The sequence below is a fragment of the Bacillus sp. FSL K6-3458 genome, assembly GCF_038005045.1.
GTDB classification, from domain to species: domain Bacteria; phylum Bacillota; class Bacilli; order Bacillales; family Bacillaceae; genus Bacillus; species Bacillus altitudinis.
The window spans coordinates 328,942-345,334 of the sequence record NZ_JBBOSI010000001.1 but is presented as its reverse complement, the minus strand read 5'-3'; the positions used below and the strand labels follow the sequence as shown (position 1 = coordinate 345,334).

Sequence of the window (16,393 nt, the reverse complement as noted above, 5' to 3'; positions counted from 1 at the left end):
AAGCGATTCTCCTTTCAGATTGTTGACAAAGGGCTAAAATGAACTTTATTTTAGCCCTTTGTCTTCTTTTCAGCGTGATAGAAAACCTTTGCAGTCTAGGAAGGACGAGCACTGGCATGGAGCGAATTTGACATTCGTGAGTACCAGCGCACAGGACTGACAAAGAATGCGAGGGTTTGTCTACACGCTGAAAGGAGAATTGCAAAGCGATTCTCCTTTTTTTATTGATCAAGTCAACTATTTCTTTATTACATTTTTCTTTTTTTAAATCACAAAGTCATAAACTTGACACATTTTATACACAGGAGTATATTTATCTCGTTGCTTCTTTTAGTATATCGTTATACCTTTTGTAAACATATCGTTATTTATCATATCAACTACAGTTAAAGATGGATCTTTTGATTCTGATCAAATCAAGGAAGTCCATCAACTTATGATAACTGTTATTATTTTTAATTATTTAGTAGAACGATGTACTTATTTGAAGAACAGATGAATATTCATTATTTTTTTCATCAATCACACAAGGGGTGTTGTGATGGACTTAATATTATTTACGTTTAAGGAAATAACAAAGGGTAACAAGAATTTGGCCCGAACAGGGTTTCAAATATAGGAGTGGGAACATGAAAAATCCATACATTAAATCATCACTTGGCATGTACTTAAACTATTTCATGCTAGGCATGATCAATATTATTGTGGCATCAAACATGGAAAGCTTATCTGAACGCTACCATGTAGATATTCCAAAAATCAGCTTGCTTGTATCAGCAATCGGTATCGGTAAATTAATTGCTCTCTTTTTCTCTGGCCGGCTGGCAGACAGCTGGGGGCGAAAACCTGTCATTATTACAGGTAACTTTCTCTACTTATTATTCTTAATTGGGATTCCAATAACGACCAATTATACATTGGCTTTCATTTTTGCCATTTCCGCAGGGATTGCGAACTCATTACTTGATTCAGGAACATATCCTGCTTTGACAGAATCATTTCCTAAAAAAGCAAGTTCAGCTTCTGTTTTAGTAAAGGCGTCTGTATCAATTGGTGCGACTGTTCTTCCATTTATCTTGGCATTCCTTATTGCACATGACATCTTCTGGGGCTGGGCATTCTTTGGTCTAGGACTTCTCTATTTACTTGTAGGCATTTACTTGATCTTTATGCCGTTCCCAAATCATAAGCAAACGGCTTCTCAAAACGATCTTCCCGTTCAAGAGCAAATGAAGGAAGAACCGAAAATGTTTGGTGAAGGTTTAGCTGTTGTACTTATGGGATTCACGTCTACTGCATTATTTGTCGTATGGCAAACTTGGCTTCCACAGCTCGGGTTGAAATTGATTGGGCTTGGCTCAGGACAAGCGACACAGCTTCTTTCTTATTTTAGTATTGGTGCACTCGTATCTGTTCTATTGCTTTCAATCGTATTAGATAAATTCATTTCACCGATTATGGTCGCCATTATTTACCCAATCGGGGCATTCCTTGCCATGCTTTCACTATTTCAAATCGAAACGTACGGCATTGTCATTGTTAGTACCTTTTTCTTAGGATTATTTACAGCCGGCATTTTCCAGTTGGCGATGAGTATTATGATGAAATTATTCCCTACAAACAAAGCAACGGCTTCATCATATGTCAACATTGCGGCAAGCTCAGCGTTTATCCTTGTTCCGCTGATTACAAGCGGACTCGTCAGCACGTACGATATTAAAATGACTTTATTCTTTGATATGATCATTGCGGTCATCAGCGTATTGTTAGCAGTCTTTGTTTTACGACGCATGAAAAAATTGTTTAGATAATTAAAGGAGATGTCAATCATGACAAACATACATGAACGTAATATTGATGGAAAAACAAAATTAGTCGGTCTTCTTGCAACACCAATCGGACACAGCCTGTCACCACGGATGCACAACCTTGGCTATACACTAACAGGAATCAACTATGCCTACCTTGCTTTTGAGGTAGGAAATGATGAACTAGAAGCAGCAGTAAACGGGATGAAAGCAATGGGTGCAGCTGGATTTAACGTATCCATGCCGAACAAAATGAAAGTACTCGATTACTTAGATGAACTAGATGATTCTGCAAAATATACTCGCGCAAGCAACACAGTTGTGAACAAAGATGGCAAGCTGGTTGGTTACAACACAGATGGTCTTGGTTATGTAAGAAACTTAATTGAACACGGCGTTGAATTAGCTGGACAAAAGGTTACACTCGTTGGATCTGGCGGCGCTGCAACACCGATCGCCATTCAGCTTGCACAATCAGGTATTCGTGAAATTAGTATTTTTGCTCGTAATGATCAATACTTTGTTCAAGCAGAAGAAAATGTAAATTACATCAACAACGAAATGAAATCATTCGGTGTCAAAGCGAATATTTTCCCACTTGAAGACAAAGACGCTTTCCGTCGTGAAGTAGCTGAAAGTGCGATCTTAGCAAACGGGACAAGCCTTGGCATGAAACCATTAGATGAGCTCAGCATTATTGACGATACCCTTGATGTATTACGCAAAGACTTAATCGTAACAGATGTCGTCTACAACCCGCAAAAAACAAAACTTCTTGCTCAAGCACAAGAAGCTGGTGCCAAAACGATTAACGGTCTTGGCATGATGCTATGGCAAGGTGCCCTTGCGTACAAACTCTTTACTGGCGAGGATATGCCTGTTGAACAAGTGAAACAAATTCTATTTGAAAATGACCGTTTCTAAACGAAACACAGAAAAAAGACGACCTCCGCTTTGGAAGTCGTCTTTTTTATTCGTGTATCATCACACGGCGATATCGATAAAGGATATACACTGCGCCGATGATCGCCACAACAGCCACACCCGCATCAAATATAAAGATTTGCAAAATGGTCGAGTGGGTTTCGATCAAACCAGTGACGACTGGAATCACAATGGCGGACACTCCGCCTGCTGTTGAGATAATTCCTGTCATCGTCCCTTTGTTTTTCCAGAAGAACTCAGCCATTACGGTTAACGTCAGCTGAAAGACACCCGCTGTTGAAAAGCCCAATACAAATGCATTGACGGTCCCGATGACTGGAGACTTCACGACCAATAGCACACAGATAGAGGCTAATGTAATAATCGGATAGAGTAGCAGCACGGTGACCGGACGAACAATGCGGCGCAAAAGAAATGCGAGCAATAAGACAGACAGCAAACCGCCCATGCTATAGTAACTAAGCAGCTTCACAGCACTGCCAGAAGCCATTCCCAATATTTCCTCACCGTACGTAGGCAGCCAAATTTGCGGCAAGGCGTACAGACCATTTGATGTAAAACTGATCACAATCAGTGCGACCCCTTCTCTCCAAAACGTAGGCTCTGATGAGAAGCGCGGAAGTCCATCATGCTCCGTCACCTGAACTTGCTCCACCTTGCGATGATTCGGAAATGGCAATGTCCACAGCATCATCACATTCACTAAATAGATAAAAGCAGGTACAAAAAACGCAAATCCATAAAACAGATCATGCTCTGCTAAAAAGAAAATAGCGAGCGGCAGAATGGTCGCCCCAATCGAAATAAACGCCTTCACCATCACATTTGCAGATCCCGAGTTTTGAGGAAAAGCTTCCATTAAAGCCGGATACGTCCCTGCATCCATCGCCGAATTCGCCACCCCTGCCAAAATCGCAAACGCAAACGCGATTTGATAATTCGGAGACAATGGGATTCCGATGAGGAACACCGCCATCAGCACCCCGGAAACCAAAATGACCGGCTTTCGTCCAAAACGATCTGACAGTACGCCCGATAAACCATACGTGAGCACCCTGCCAATACCGAGTGCAGATATCATATAACTTATCCCCGCACTATTTGTATCTAATTGTTTGATCAAAAATGGCATATTAGAAGCCAAAATAATATTGACCATACCTAATAAAAAATAATTGATATAAAGACTAGAGGCCGTTCTCAAATACGGATTCCTCATGCTGACACACCCCTCAACACATTGCAATGAAGTGACAAATAATGGCTACGCTTACAAGATTCATGCGTGAGGAGAAACAGCTTTGCAACCTTCACGTACTTGAAACAACTCATCATTTCATACAGCTTACATGCCCTTCATTTATCAAGCATCTCTTCAAATTTTCACTAGCTCTTATTTTATATGAATGTGAAAGGTAATGATAGTGAATTGCTTAAATTTGAGGGAATTGGTTATAGAAAAAAACCCCTCTAAACTCACATTCCCCAAAGACTAAACTCATAAAAATATTCTTGACGCTCTATGCATCATCCAAAATGAAAATCCTCTGCTATTAAAATGAAATCACCGTATCCACTTGAGAATTTGATGTGCTTAAGAAGTCTCGTTAGATGATGAAACACTTCTTCTACATTCATCAAGAGCGATTCAATTTCATGATCTCAGAAAAACAGCAATCTCCCTTGTTTAGGAGTCGCTATCACCCTTAAGGCTATTTTCGTTAACGTTGTGTAGGCTTTTCTATATGCTCTAGTTAGTTGTCTCCATGTATTTGACTTTTATGTTCTCTCGATTGAAGGAAAGTAAATCCCTTCTGACAAAACAAATGATTTTCTTTGATCTCTAAAAAAGGGGGTTCTGGAATTTTCATATAGCTTAATTCGTTTATTAAGTGCTTTCTTCTGCTTTTTTTTTAAGGTTTCGATTTTAGTTTTTCCTTTATTATTCATAGGAGCACCTCCACAAGGCGTAAACATTGCTCTCTAGACATCTCCCCCTTGAAAATTCCACCAGGCTACACGGTGGAATGAACTGATTTCCAGATCAAAATTTCTGGATATAAATCTAGGAAATCAAGATAAATGGGGACTCTGTATAATTAAATGTACGTAATAATGAATCTTATGTTTGTTTAAAATCCGAATAAATACATTCCTACTTACTCTATTTACAATGTGACATTTTTCATCAGTGTAAATTAAATAATCTTGATCAGTTTAAAACCAATCAAGATCTTATTTCATCATTAAATTTCAGCAATAACAGACTAATTTGAATGTATTTTTGAAATGAAGTCTTGAAGAACTGTCTTTGCTGGTAGGTTTGCAGTAGTAGTCAACATTTGATTTATACGTTCTGTAATCTGAGGATGTTTCAGTACTATTTTTGTACCCTCTTCAATAGGATAACTTCGTAATGTATCAATACAAATCTCAAATAATTCAACATCATTAGTATTCAGCAAATCCAATAAAATATGAAACTCATATTCATTGCACTCATTATCGAGACAGTACGCAATTTTCCGCTGCCACTCTATTGGTTTATGGAGTACCTTTTTTGATAGTTTTTCCCAATCGTTTAGGCTAAAATACGAGAGTATCTCACTTACTAGTATATACCCTTCATCGTACCAAGAATCTACCGTTGTATCAGCGGATAAAAGTTTATCCAGTTCTATATACATTTTTAATGCTCCAATTATGGTTCCACATATTTTTCTTTTTAAGCATTGTTTGGTTTTTATTCATTATAAGACCACCACCATCAAGCATGTACTGCTCTTAGAAACGGCAAAACAGAGGAGTACTAGCTTTATTAACCTCGTAGAAATACATACAGTTTTATTTCCACCAGTTAGATGTAATTTCTTTTAAATGAAATTCTATAAAATCTATCACTTTGCTATAGTCATCAGAGCTAAACTCCTGAATAGGATTGTCCCAATCTGTATTTTTAACTATTAGAACAAGATAGTTGCCATCTGAAGATAAATCGGGATACCAACCTAAGTCCAATGTTATTGATGATTTCTCATGATAAAGCTGTAACAAACTTTCAGTGAACATAAACCATCTTTCATCATCTGTTTCTAACTTTCTAGGGTCAATTTCCCAAAAATGATTATAACGGACATTCCAACCTTCAGTTATCCTCAAGGGATGGATGTTTACTTCCGGAATATCAAGTTTCACATGCTTTCTCATCTTTATCCGACCTCTTTGTTAATTTTATAGTTATTTTATTCCTAATTTGTTTAAATACTTATTTAATCTATCACCAGCTATTGGATGACCGTGATACACATTACCACTCGTTAGTTCTCCTCTAATCCAACTAGTAGATTTTCCATTATCATAACCAACAACTTTACCAGTATCATAAATGAAGTAAAAATTATTATTGCCATTATCAATGATATGCCCTCTTTGAAGAGCTTCTTTTTCTATCACTTTATTATTTATTTCAGGTAGGTATTGAGCATTTCGTCTTCCTGTTTCACTAAAACGTTTCGCTTCTTCAGCAGTTCTAGCCTTTAAATGCTTATTATCATGATGAGAATATACTGCACTATTTATCTTTATTCTAAAATCTTTTCTACCATAATAACTTTTATGAGCAATTTCATCATGCCTTTTTGAAATATTAGGTATACCTGAACTCTTTACACCCATCTTCCCATGAAATCCTTTCGCCCCAAACGGCAAAAGCATCCCCAAAGCCACATTCATACTCGCTTCCTGCTGTTCTTTCGAGATTTTATTCCCAAACATGTCTCGACCCGTAATCGCTTCGCTGAAGCCGTTGGTCGCGGTGAGTCCATATAAGCCTTTTTGTGATGTTTTCAACGCATCGAAAGACTTCTGTGATGTCTTGTAAATGTCGACCGCTCTGACTGCGGCGGACGTGGCTTGAGTCGTTTTATAGACGGCTTTTCCGCCTTTGAAAATACGTCCTGCCCAGCCGACAATCGGGATGTATCCTGCTGCTGCCATGCCGCCTGCGGCGACTCGCTGGCCTGCGGTAAGTTCTTCACCTGTGATCGGATCGACACCTGTTGCGGCACGTTTTGCATCGTTCACGCCTGTCAGTTCATTGACGATATTTCCTCCGTAATCAAGAGCTTTTTCATACCACGGACGGTTGGCTAGCGCTTCTTGTTCCTTTGCGATCTTGCGGGCTTCTTCTTGATCTTTTTTGATTTTTAGATATTCAGAAGTTTGCTTCTCAATATCGCTTTTTGCCTTGTAGATTTCGCTATTTTGATACGCTTTCTTGTCAAAATTCATAGGCGAAATGGATTTTCCGTCATTTGTCGCATTCATCATTTCTGCGTACAATGCCATTGTAGCCTTTTCCTCAGTCTCTGACAAAGCATATTCATCTTTTAGATTTTGATCAAGTTCTATTAAATCTTTAACCGTTTTCTTCCGTTCATCTTCCGCATCTGCAATCTTTTCGTCAAAGGTTTTACTATCAAATACCTCCAGAGAAATGAGGTCGTCAATATCTTGAAAAATCGTTTTGAGTGCCTTTTTTTGATCCTTCACGATGCTTTTGGCATTCTTGATTCCCATATGTACAGCGTTGTCTAAAAAGTGTTCTTCTACAAAGGTGTCGCCGCCAAAATTTGTATCATCAAGTGTCCCAGAAACACCTTCATGAAAGGCTTTTTGTTTATCAATGAAGCTAATAAACATGTCCACATTTCCGGCGAGTTCTTTGTAGAAGCTTTTAATGTTATCGGCACCTTTTCCAGTGAAGTCGTCACCGAGGTTGGCAACACCTTGTAATGCCTTTTTTAAATCTATCATTTGTTCGCGGAGTTCCTGATAATGTTTTGACCTTGTATCCATGGCACTTGTTAGTGCTTTTGCATCAAGTATCTTGCCCAGATTAAGCCACTCCCTCCATTATTGATCATAAAGTCTATTTTACCGTGACCTCCAAAACGGAAAAATAGGCTAAATGACATAAAAAATGGAATGAACTCTCTATTCAATTTACCCTCTAATTTGGATAAACGAGTTTATCAATTGTAGAGATATAGAAAAGGCCAGACAGTTCATTATACTCTGTCTAGCCACATGTTCACGTTACTTATAATCATTGATTGGTCCTTTATCCATCAAAACATCGATCTCATTTGAATATTTCATTTTTAACTTCGGTCTACGCTCAGAGTTTGGTTTACTGTAAAGCTCTAGTGGACGGATGATCACGCCATCATTTGTGTTTTGAAGAATACCTGGAACACAAGAATAAATTCGATCATTGTCATTTGCATGTTTCGCGTGAATCGTGACAGACGTTCCTTGATGATTATCGATACTCATAGTCACTCTATATCTATAGAAAGAACCTGTTCCATTTGATTGAGCAGAGTAAACAACGGGTACCACCGCAAGGATATCATCATTTAACCTTAGTTTAATGACTTCTGTTTTCATTGATTCACGATCTCTACCGACATCTCCCATATGCTCTACAGCCCCGTTACCGTAACTTTTGAGAGCGGGAACACCTTTTGCGCCAAACATGGCCACATCTATTTGTTTTCCTGACTTCGTATAGACCAATGCGTAAATATCATAATCGGTGCCAGACTCCCAAGATACTGTAGCCGTAATCTCTGGTGTTTTTTCAATGATGATCGGTTTATGACCTTTGTCTAAACTAATTTTACCTTGAACTTTCTCTAAGCTAATAGGTGCAGCGGCTTTCTCTTTAGCGGCTGTGTTCATTGGAGCAGGCTCATTAATTTGTTTTTCAGAAACCATTGGAGGAGGTGTAGAAACATCCTGTTCATCAGGTTCAACCTCCACCCCATAAAGCTTGCATAGCCCTTCCAATCCAGAATCGAAGCCACGCCAGATGGATCGTGCTTTCGTTTCACTATTTCTTATGTATAGCTCTACTACGACAATGCCCTTTTCATTTGTAAAGCTTACTGGTGTTAGGTATAGGACCTCATCACCTGTTCGAATTTCTGCTTGCAGATTCTTCACATGAGAAAAGCCGATTCCTCGATCCTCTGTTAGTGTAATAGCCATCTTTGTGATTCCGACAGGCACTTTGCTCATATCAAAATTCAATTGATGTCTTTTCAACTGATCTGATATCTCTGCTGGTAAAAGTGTCGCGACACCCGTAGTACTCTCCGGCTGATTGTAAAAAATAATGCCATTATCTCCTTGAACTAGATTTGAATCTGTTAAGAGAAACGCCGTTAAAGAAATATCAATTGCAGATGAGACTTCATAACTGATGGATAATTGCCCCTTTGGAGAGTTTAGTACGGTATTGGCACCCATTTGCAGAGTTTGATTCATTTCAACAACTCCTATTCTTTATCTACCATTTATCGTTTTTATAGACCAATTATACCAAATAGTGCAATAGAACCTATTAATATCTTTCTCTCTTTTCATCTCTGCAATGATATGAGACAATGCCACCTAAAAACAAACTACTCTCGAAAGGAGAATCAATGTGTATAAAAAAATCATCCCAGCTGTTACAGTGATATTCGGTTTTTGGATTCTTCTTCAATTAGCATTTAGCATCAATATCTTTCACAATCCAATGAATTATTTTATTGTGATCACTCTCTTTTTTCTTTGTATTCAGGCTACATTGAAGCATAGGAAATAAAAAAACCCGAACAAGCGAATCCCACGCTCATCCGGGCCAGTCATTTCTTTATTACACTTCTTCACCATTCGTTGCGATGACGTTTTGATACCAAGTAAACGAATCTTTTTTAAGACGCTTCATTGAACCATTACCTTCGTTATCGCGGTCAACATAAATCATGCCGTAGCGTTTTTTCATTTCACCGGTTGTGAATGACACGATATCAATGATGCCCCAAGGTGTGTAGCCGATGAGGTCCACACCGTCATATTCAACCGCTTTTTTCAGTGCTTGAATATGAGAAGCGAGATATTGAATTCGCTCTGGGTCATGAATAGAGCCGTCTTCTTCCACTTGATCAATGGCACCAAAGCCATTTTCCACAATGAATAGCGGGATTTGATAGCGATCGTAAAAACGATTCAATGTATATCTTAAGCCTGTCGGATCAATGGACCAGCCCCAGTCGCTTGATTTGATATACGGATTTTCTACACCATGTGGCAGTGCTCCATTGACAATGTCTCCGTTGTGATCAGATACTGCATCGCTTTTGACCGTTGTTGACATGTAGTAGCTAAAGCCAAGGTAATCTACTTTTCCTTTTCTTAAACTTTCTTCATCGCCTTCTTCAAATGGAATGTGATAGCCTTCGCGCTCAAATTCTTTTAACGCGTAGCTTGGATAGTAGCCACGCACTTGGACATCTGGGAAGAAATAGCGCTGTCTCATATATTCTTCTGCCAGCATGACATCCTCTGGGTTTGAGGAATATGGATAAATTGGCACGTGGGACACCATCGCTCCAATTTGAAAGGACGGATTGATCTCTTTTCCTTTTGCCACTGCCCATGCACTTGCAAGCAATTCATGATGGCCCGCTTGATACATGACTTCTTTGGCATTTTCGCCTTCTTTGACAGATACACCTGAATTTGTCCAAAGGAACAACGGGTTGTTAACGTCCATTTTGTTATTGATTTCATTAAATGTCATCCAGTACGTGACCTTGTTCTTGTAACGATTGAAGCATACTTCCGCGAATTTCGCGAAATATTCAGCGACTTTTCTGCTTCGGAATCCGCCGTATTCTCTTGCCAAATGAAGGGGCATTTCAAAGTGAGACAACGTAATGACAGGCTCGATTCCATGTTTAATCAGTTCATCAAACACATCATCATAAAACTGTAAGCCTGCTTCATTCGGCTCTTCTTCATCCCCTTTAGGGAAAATTCGGCTCCAGCCGATCGATGTTCGCAAGCATTTTAATCCCATTTCAGCAAACATGGCGATATCTTCTTTGTAACGATGGTAGAAATCAATGGCTTCATGGTTTGGATAAAAAGTTCCTTCTTCTATCGTTTCCGTGATCTGTCTTGGTACACCATGAGCACCTGCTGTCATCACATCTACAACACTCGGCCCTTTGCCAGCTGCATTCCATCCACCTTCGAATTGATGAGCGGCTAATGCCCCGCCCCATAAGAAATCTTTTGGTAAAGTCATTATCTATTCCTCCTATTTCACAATTGTCATCATGACGTCAGTTGGCTGACATGTCGAACGTTTCTCTACAATCACATCTTCGTATGCTTGGGTATTGGTAATGATAACAGGTGTGATTGTTTGTAATCCTTTGCTCTCAATTGTTTCCTGATCAAATGTCATCAACAAGTCACCCTTTTTCACCTTGTCGCCTTCTTTGATATTGAGTGTAAATGCCGATCCATCTAGAGAAACCGTATCAATTCCTACATGAACAAGTAACTCTACACCAAATTCAGAACGCAGACCAATCGCATGTTTTGTTGGTGCAAGCATGACGATACTGCCGTCAAACGGTGCAAACAGTTTGTTATCGGTCGGATGAATGGCAAAACCTTTCCCCATCGCCCCAGAGCTAAATACGGCATCTGGCACTTCAGATAACGAAAGGACCTTTCCTGTAAGTGGAGCCGTGATCATTTCTTCATTGTTCATAGAAGTATTTGCCGTTTCTCCGTCTTGATCTTTAAGAGGTGTTTCACCAGCTGACTGTTCTACTGTATCTTCTCCATATCCGAACATTTGAATAAGCACAACTGGTAAAATCAGCGCAATGGCCACACCAATCAAAATACCAATGATAGACGTTGGATAATCTGCACTGATTCCGTTCACAATGGTCAGCGGGCCAGGTAGTCCTGCATATGCAAAGTAATAAGGCGTAAAGAAGCTGGCCACAACGGCACCGACCGCTCCAGAAATACACCCGAAAATAAACGGCTTTTTAAAACGTAAGGTGACACCGTAAATCGCAGGCTCCGTAATACCGAAGAGTCCTGTGATTCCAGCTGAAACCCCAACTTTCCGTGTTTCCCGATTTCTTGCTTTTAAAATAACTCCCAGCACCGCACCGACTTGAGCGATAACAGCGATGGTTTGATATGCCTGAAAGGAGTCACGTCCATATTGTTCAAAGTTCGCAAGTACCATTGGCGTGATGCCCCAGTGAACACCGAAAATCACGAGTACTTGCCAGAAACCGCCGATAATGGCCCCTGCCAGAGCTGGTACATTTTCAGCTAAAACATTGTATCCGTTTGCAATCCCATTTGCACCTGCTGTCGAAAGAGGACCGATTAATAGTATGGTTAACGGAACCATGACGACCATACATAGAAATGGGACAAATAGCGGTTTGACAACCTCATGAATTCGTTTGTTTAAGAATTTTTCTACATAAGAAAGAATCCATACTAAGAAAAGCGGTGGCAAGACGGATGATGTATAAACCGTTTCAGATAACGCAATCCCTAAAAAGGTCACACCTTCCCCTGATGCTACACGTCCGGCAATCTCTGTCCAAGAAGGACTGACAAGCGCTGCTGTACAAGCAACCGCAATATACATATTCGTTTTGAAATGCTTGGCTGCAGTTATCGCAATAAAAATGGGCAAGAACGTAAACGGTGCCCAAGAAATAAAGCTAAACACTTCATAAGTGCCTGTTTTCGAGAAGCTTGGAAATATCAAATTTATTAAGATAAGTGCACCTTGCAAAATACCAGCTGCGGCTAAAATATACACAAATGGCGCAAACACAGCGGACATGGTCGCAATGACCCGATTCAGTATCGTTCCTTTGTTTTCATTCGGCTGATCATCATCCGACGTTTGGAGCTGAACCAGGTTGGAAAAATGCTCATATACCTCACCCACATGCTGACCGATCACAACCTGAAACTGACCACCGTTTTCCACCACTGTAATGACGCCAGGCATGGCGTTGACTGCTTCTTTTGCCTTTGGATTAGAACGCTTCAGCACCAAACGCAGCCTCGTGGCGCATCTTGCGGCACTCACCACATTTTCTTCTCCGCCAACTGCTTCTAAGATGTCTTCTGCAAGCTTTTGATAATCCCTCACTTTTGACATATAACCCCCCCTTTATCGCTACTAGTATATGTACATTATAATTATACCGGTACAATTTATCAATACATATATAATTTGAGTTTGCATATCAAAGAGAAATCGGGATGTGCTATAATACAAAGACAATAAATCGTGAAAACAAAGAGGAATGGCTATGTTAAAGTATCAACAAATTGCGAGCGATATTGAAAAATATATTGTCACACATGAGCTGCAGCAAGGAGACAAACTCCCTGTGCTTGAGACGCTCATGAATCAATTTGCTGTGAGCAAAAGTACAATTATCAAATCATTAGATTTACTCGAAAGAAAAGGGATTGTCTATCAGGTGAGGGGCAGCGGCATCTTTGTGAGAAGGCATAGACGCAAAGGCTATATTAGCCTATTATCCAACCAAGGTTTTAAAAAAGATTTAGAGGAATTTCAACTGACATCAGAAGTTCTCACGTTAGATACCGTCAAACCGCCAGAAGAAGCTGCGCTGAATTTAAACATTGAACTAGATGAGGATGTTTTCTACCTTAAACGCATTCGTTACATCAATGGACAAACTTTATGTTTAGAAGAGTCCTATTACCGGAAAACCATTATTCCTTACCTCAACACAGAAATTGCAGCCGATTCTGTATTTAAATTCATTAGTGAAGGCCTTGGTCTTAAAGTGGGCTTTTCTGACATGTACCTGCAAGTTGGCAAACTAAACGAAACTGAAGCGAAGCACCTCGGACTTAAGCAAAATGATCCTGCTCTTCGTGTCGAAACCGTCTTTCATCTCACAAACGGCCAGCCCTTCGACTTCTCGAAAATCACATATAACTACATGCAATCCCAATTTTTTATTCAGGCGAATAATTATTATGGGTGATGAAAGGAAAAAGCCCCTGATACATTCAGGAGGCTTTTCTACTGTTCTCTTTTAACCTTTAAATATTTCTTCCCTCTCTCTTGAGTAGTTAGCCCGTCAATGAGAGTATCACCATAAAAAATGACTAAATAATCCCCTTTACCTATAAGAACAACTGGAAAAGCATGATGCTTTTGCAGACTCATTTCAACATCATCTGGATGAAGCTCGACTTCCATTTCATGTCCAATGAATGCATACTCGAACGTAAGAGTATGATAAAGTTCTACAAGACACTGTACGATCTCCTGTTGAATACGAACGACATCATGTGAAACAACCTCTGTCCACTTTAAATATAGAACGAATCCCACAAAACCAGCTTCTTTTTGTATGTTGATAGTCGTATATTTTAGGCATGTTCCCGTCAATTCAAATTCTGTATAATAGCCTTCCAAGTAATTGTTTTTGATTTTATTCTCTTTTACATCATGTTCGATCCATGCTTCGCCATTAGCGTCTTGACTAAACTTTACTTTCGTTATTGACATTCCTTTTTTTGTTAAATAGTCAGTCAGTTTGTGAAAAGTGGTTATTAAATGAATGTCATCATAGAATACCAATCCAATATTGATATATCCTCCTAAAGCTATGCTGAATCCCTCGCCTTCTTTTTGTTTTGTTCAAGCATACTACAAAAAAGCAGGTTCCTTCGTACCTCCCTTTTGATCCATCATTATTTTTTCCCTTAAATGTCTTTACCGTCTTACCACTCTCTGACAATCTTTTTCCTGTAATGGTACGTAGACTTTCCCGCCCTTAGCGCCTAGTTGTTTGATATTACATGAACAATTCCAATAAATCACATCAAAAAAATTCATTTTACGAATGTATCCTACACACTTATGATGAACATAACAATATGTTTAGGAGGATTCGTCAGATGAAAGATATTAGGGTGTATCATGTCGATGCGTTTACAACTGAGAAATTTGGAGGTAATGCCGCTGGGGTGGTGTTGGATGGGGAATGGTTAACGGAGGATGAGATGCAGAATATCGCCAAGGAGTTGAACTTACCCGAGTCCGTTTTCTTGCTGCCGGCACATGATGAGAAAGCCGATTATCGAGTGAAATATTTCACTCCAACGGAAGAGGTCAATTTCTGCGGGCATGCGACGGTTGGGTTGACTTGGCTTTTAGCGACGGAGCTAGGGATGGCTAAAGAAAAATCAGGGGTGGTGTTAGAAACAAAGATCGGCCATGTTCCCGTTGTATGGCACGAAGAGAATGGCAAAGTTGTGGATGTGGAGATGACACAGGTCACGCCAAAGACGCGAGATTTTATCATCGATGTAGAAGAGCTTAGTGACATGCTCGGTATAAGCAGTGACAGGATTGATCCATCCTATCCTATAAAATTAGCAAACACCGGAAACTGGCATCTTCTGGTTCCGCTGAAACACCAGCATGACATTGATCAAGCAGCACCAAACTTAGCAGCTTTAGGAAAAATGAATAAAGAGCAGGATATCACAACGACTCATCTTTATACGTTTCAATCCACAAAGGACTGTGATCTTTATACAAGGGATTTTGCACCTGGCATTGGTATACCCGAAGATCCTGTAACGGGAGCAGCAAACGGGGCATTGGCCGGATATCTGTATTTGGAAGGGATCATTCCTCAGCAAGAAACCACTCATCTGCGCATTGCCCAAGGTGATGCAATCGGCAGACCAGGATTGCTTCGTATCACGGTCATTCCGAATGAAGCAAAGCCGGTCATTAAAGTAGCAGGTGCAGCGGTTATTACCATTCGTGGGGTGATCACGCTATAAATTGATCAGCTTGAATAGAGACTCTCGTTCAAGCTGAATCTATTTAAAATGATCTTTGACCGCTTCAATCCATCTTTTAGTAGAGGGAGAGGCTGCGTTAAAAGATTTAAACGCCATATTGATTTCGCGATAAACACGGGTCTCAAGTGGAATTACGTTCGCATGAGGCACCTGAGGCGGCAAAATCAACTTCGGAATGATCGTGAGCCCAAGGCCTTCCTGAACCATAGAGATAATCGTATTGTTGTCCCCAATCTCAAACAAAACATGGGGCTTCACGCCTCTTTCTTTTAATAATTTCTTAATGAGTCGATCACAGCCCGCTTTTGGCATAATAAATGGTTCATCTTGGAACGAAGCCACTTCCATCACCTTCTTTGTATGGAAACGATGACTCTCTTGCATGAGCACAACCAATTCATCTTGAAACAGTGGAACAGTTTCCAAATCTCTAGATGGCTGTGTTAAAAACCCAAGATCAACTGTGCCAGATGCGATCCACTCTTCAATTTCTTCATAGCCGCCTTCGTATAATTCCAATTGGATATTTGGATAACTTTTCGTAAAACGATGAATGAGCTGCGGAAGCATTTTTGAAGAAAAACCAGAGAACGTGCCGATCTTGATACTCCCCACTTCCATCCCTTGAATCAACGCCGCCTCCTGCTCAAGCAATGACGCATGATGAATGATTTGGCGAATATGGGGCATCACTCGCTCACCTGCATCTGTCAGCGACAGCCCGTTTCGATTCCGATGAAGCAGCACAATCCCGAGCTCTGACTCAAGCTTCGCCATATTATGACTCACCCCAGACTGCGTCAGCCCAAGCTTCTCACCAGCTTTTGTAAAACTACCGCATTCGACGACTGTTTGAAATACTTTGTATGGGAATGTCATTC

General features: G+C 40.1%; 15 protein-coding genes. 4 read left to right on the top strand and 11 right to left on the bottom strand.

Going from position 1 to position 16,393, the window contains the following annotated elements:
• Positions 1–629 precede the first annotated feature (629 nt).
• Positions 630–1,811 carry an MFS transporter gene (locus MHH23_RS01890; protein WP_024720467.1) on the top strand — a complete coding sequence of 394 codons (1,182 nt, stop codon included), beginning with the start codon at positions 630–632 and terminating at the stop codon, positions 1,809–1,811.
• A gap of 18 nt (positions 1,812–1,829) precedes the next feature.
• Positions 1,830–2,732 (top strand): shikimate 5-dehydrogenase, encoded by a 903-nt coding sequence (locus MHH23_RS01885; protein ID WP_008344408.1) that lies wholly within the window; start codon positions 1,830–1,832, stop codon positions 2,730–2,732.
• Between the two features lie 46 nt (positions 2,733–2,778).
• Here MHH23_RS01885 and MHH23_RS01880 read toward each other — a convergent pair whose 3' ends face one another.
• The 9 genes from MHH23_RS01880 to MHH23_RS01840 all read right to left on the bottom strand — a co-directional run bounded on the left by MHH23_RS01880 (position 2,779) and on the right by MHH23_RS01840 (position 12,807).
• Entirely contained in the window at positions 2,779–3,972 is a 1,194-nt protein-coding gene (locus MHH23_RS01880; protein WP_024720468.1) for an MFS transporter, read from the bottom strand.
• A 308-nt stretch (positions 3,973–4,280) separates the two neighbouring features.
• Positions 4,281–4,406, bottom strand: coding sequence for a YxiF family protein (locus tag MHH23_RS20100; protein WP_433917278.1), 126 nt, complete (start codon positions 4,404–4,406; stop codon positions 4,281–4,283).
• A gap of 126 nt (positions 4,407–4,532) precedes the next feature.
• The gene (locus MHH23_RS01875; RefSeq protein ID WP_268430798.1) at positions 4,533–4,703 is read right to left on the bottom strand and encodes a hypothetical protein; all 171 of its coding nucleotides are present in this window, start codon (positions 4,701–4,703) and stop codon (positions 4,533–4,535) included.
• 317 nt (positions 4,704–5,020) lie between these two features.
• Positions 5,021–5,440 carry a hypothetical protein gene (locus MHH23_RS01870; protein ID WP_216895359.1) on the bottom strand — a complete coding sequence of 140 codons (420 nt, stop codon included), beginning with the start codon at positions 5,438–5,440 and terminating at the stop codon, positions 5,021–5,023.
• Positions 5,441–5,597: 157 nt separating this feature from the next.
• A complete protein-coding gene (locus MHH23_RS01865) occupies positions 5,598–5,960 on the bottom strand; it encodes a hypothetical protein (protein ID WP_047946693.1) in 363 nt (120 codons plus the stop codon).
• Positions 5,961–5,990: 30 nt separating this feature from the next.
• On the bottom strand, positions 5,991–7,649 hold the full coding sequence (locus MHH23_RS01860) for a ribonuclease YeeF family protein (protein ID WP_340960124.1): 1,659 nt from the start codon (positions 7,647–7,649) through the stop codon (positions 5,991–5,993).
• Positions 7,650–7,850: 201 nt separating this feature from the next.
• A complete protein-coding gene (locus tag MHH23_RS01855; protein ID WP_138279203.1) occupies positions 7,851–9,086 on the bottom strand; it encodes a TerD family protein in 1,236 nt (411 codons plus the stop codon).
• A 373-nt stretch (positions 9,087–9,459) separates the two neighbouring features.
• Complete coding sequence (gene bglA, locus MHH23_RS01845) at positions 9,460–10,899, bottom strand: 6-phospho-beta-glucosidase BglA (protein ID WP_100218328.1); 1,440 nt, start codon at positions 10,897–10,899, stop codon at positions 9,460–9,462.
• Between the two features lie 9 nt (positions 10,900–10,908).
• Positions 10,909–12,807, bottom strand: coding sequence for a beta-glucoside-specific PTS transporter subunit IIABC (locus tag MHH23_RS01840; RefSeq protein WP_268430231.1), 1,899 nt, complete (start codon positions 12,805–12,807; stop codon positions 10,909–10,911).
• A 154-nt stretch (positions 12,808–12,961) separates the two neighbouring features.
• Between MHH23_RS01840 and MHH23_RS01835 the strand changes: the two genes are divergently transcribed.
• Complete coding sequence (locus tag MHH23_RS01835; protein WP_017368418.1) at positions 12,962–13,672, top strand: GntR family transcriptional regulator; 711 nt, start codon at positions 12,962–12,964, stop codon at positions 13,670–13,672.
• 38 nt (positions 13,673–13,710) lie between these two features.
• Here MHH23_RS01835 and MHH23_RS01830 read toward each other — a convergent pair whose 3' ends face one another.
• A complete protein-coding gene (locus MHH23_RS01830; RefSeq protein WP_056703902.1) occupies positions 13,711–14,274 on the bottom strand; it encodes an Imm64 family immunity protein in 564 nt (187 codons plus the stop codon).
• 320 nt (positions 14,275–14,594) lie between these two features.
• Here MHH23_RS01830 and MHH23_RS01825 point away from each other — a divergent pair, with 320 nt between their 5' ends.
• A complete protein-coding gene (locus MHH23_RS01825) occupies positions 14,595–15,491 on the top strand; it encodes a PhzF family phenazine biosynthesis protein (RefSeq protein ID WP_041508055.1) in 897 nt (298 codons plus the stop codon).
• 39 nt (positions 15,492–15,530) lie between these two features.
• Here MHH23_RS01825 and MHH23_RS01820 read toward each other — a convergent pair whose 3' ends face one another.
• Positions 15,531–16,391 carry a LysR family transcriptional regulator gene (locus MHH23_RS01820; protein ID WP_340958765.1) on the bottom strand — a complete coding sequence of 287 codons (861 nt, stop codon included), beginning with the start codon at positions 16,389–16,391 and terminating at the stop codon, positions 15,531–15,533.
• Between the last annotated feature and the right edge of the window lie 2 nt (positions 16,392–16,393).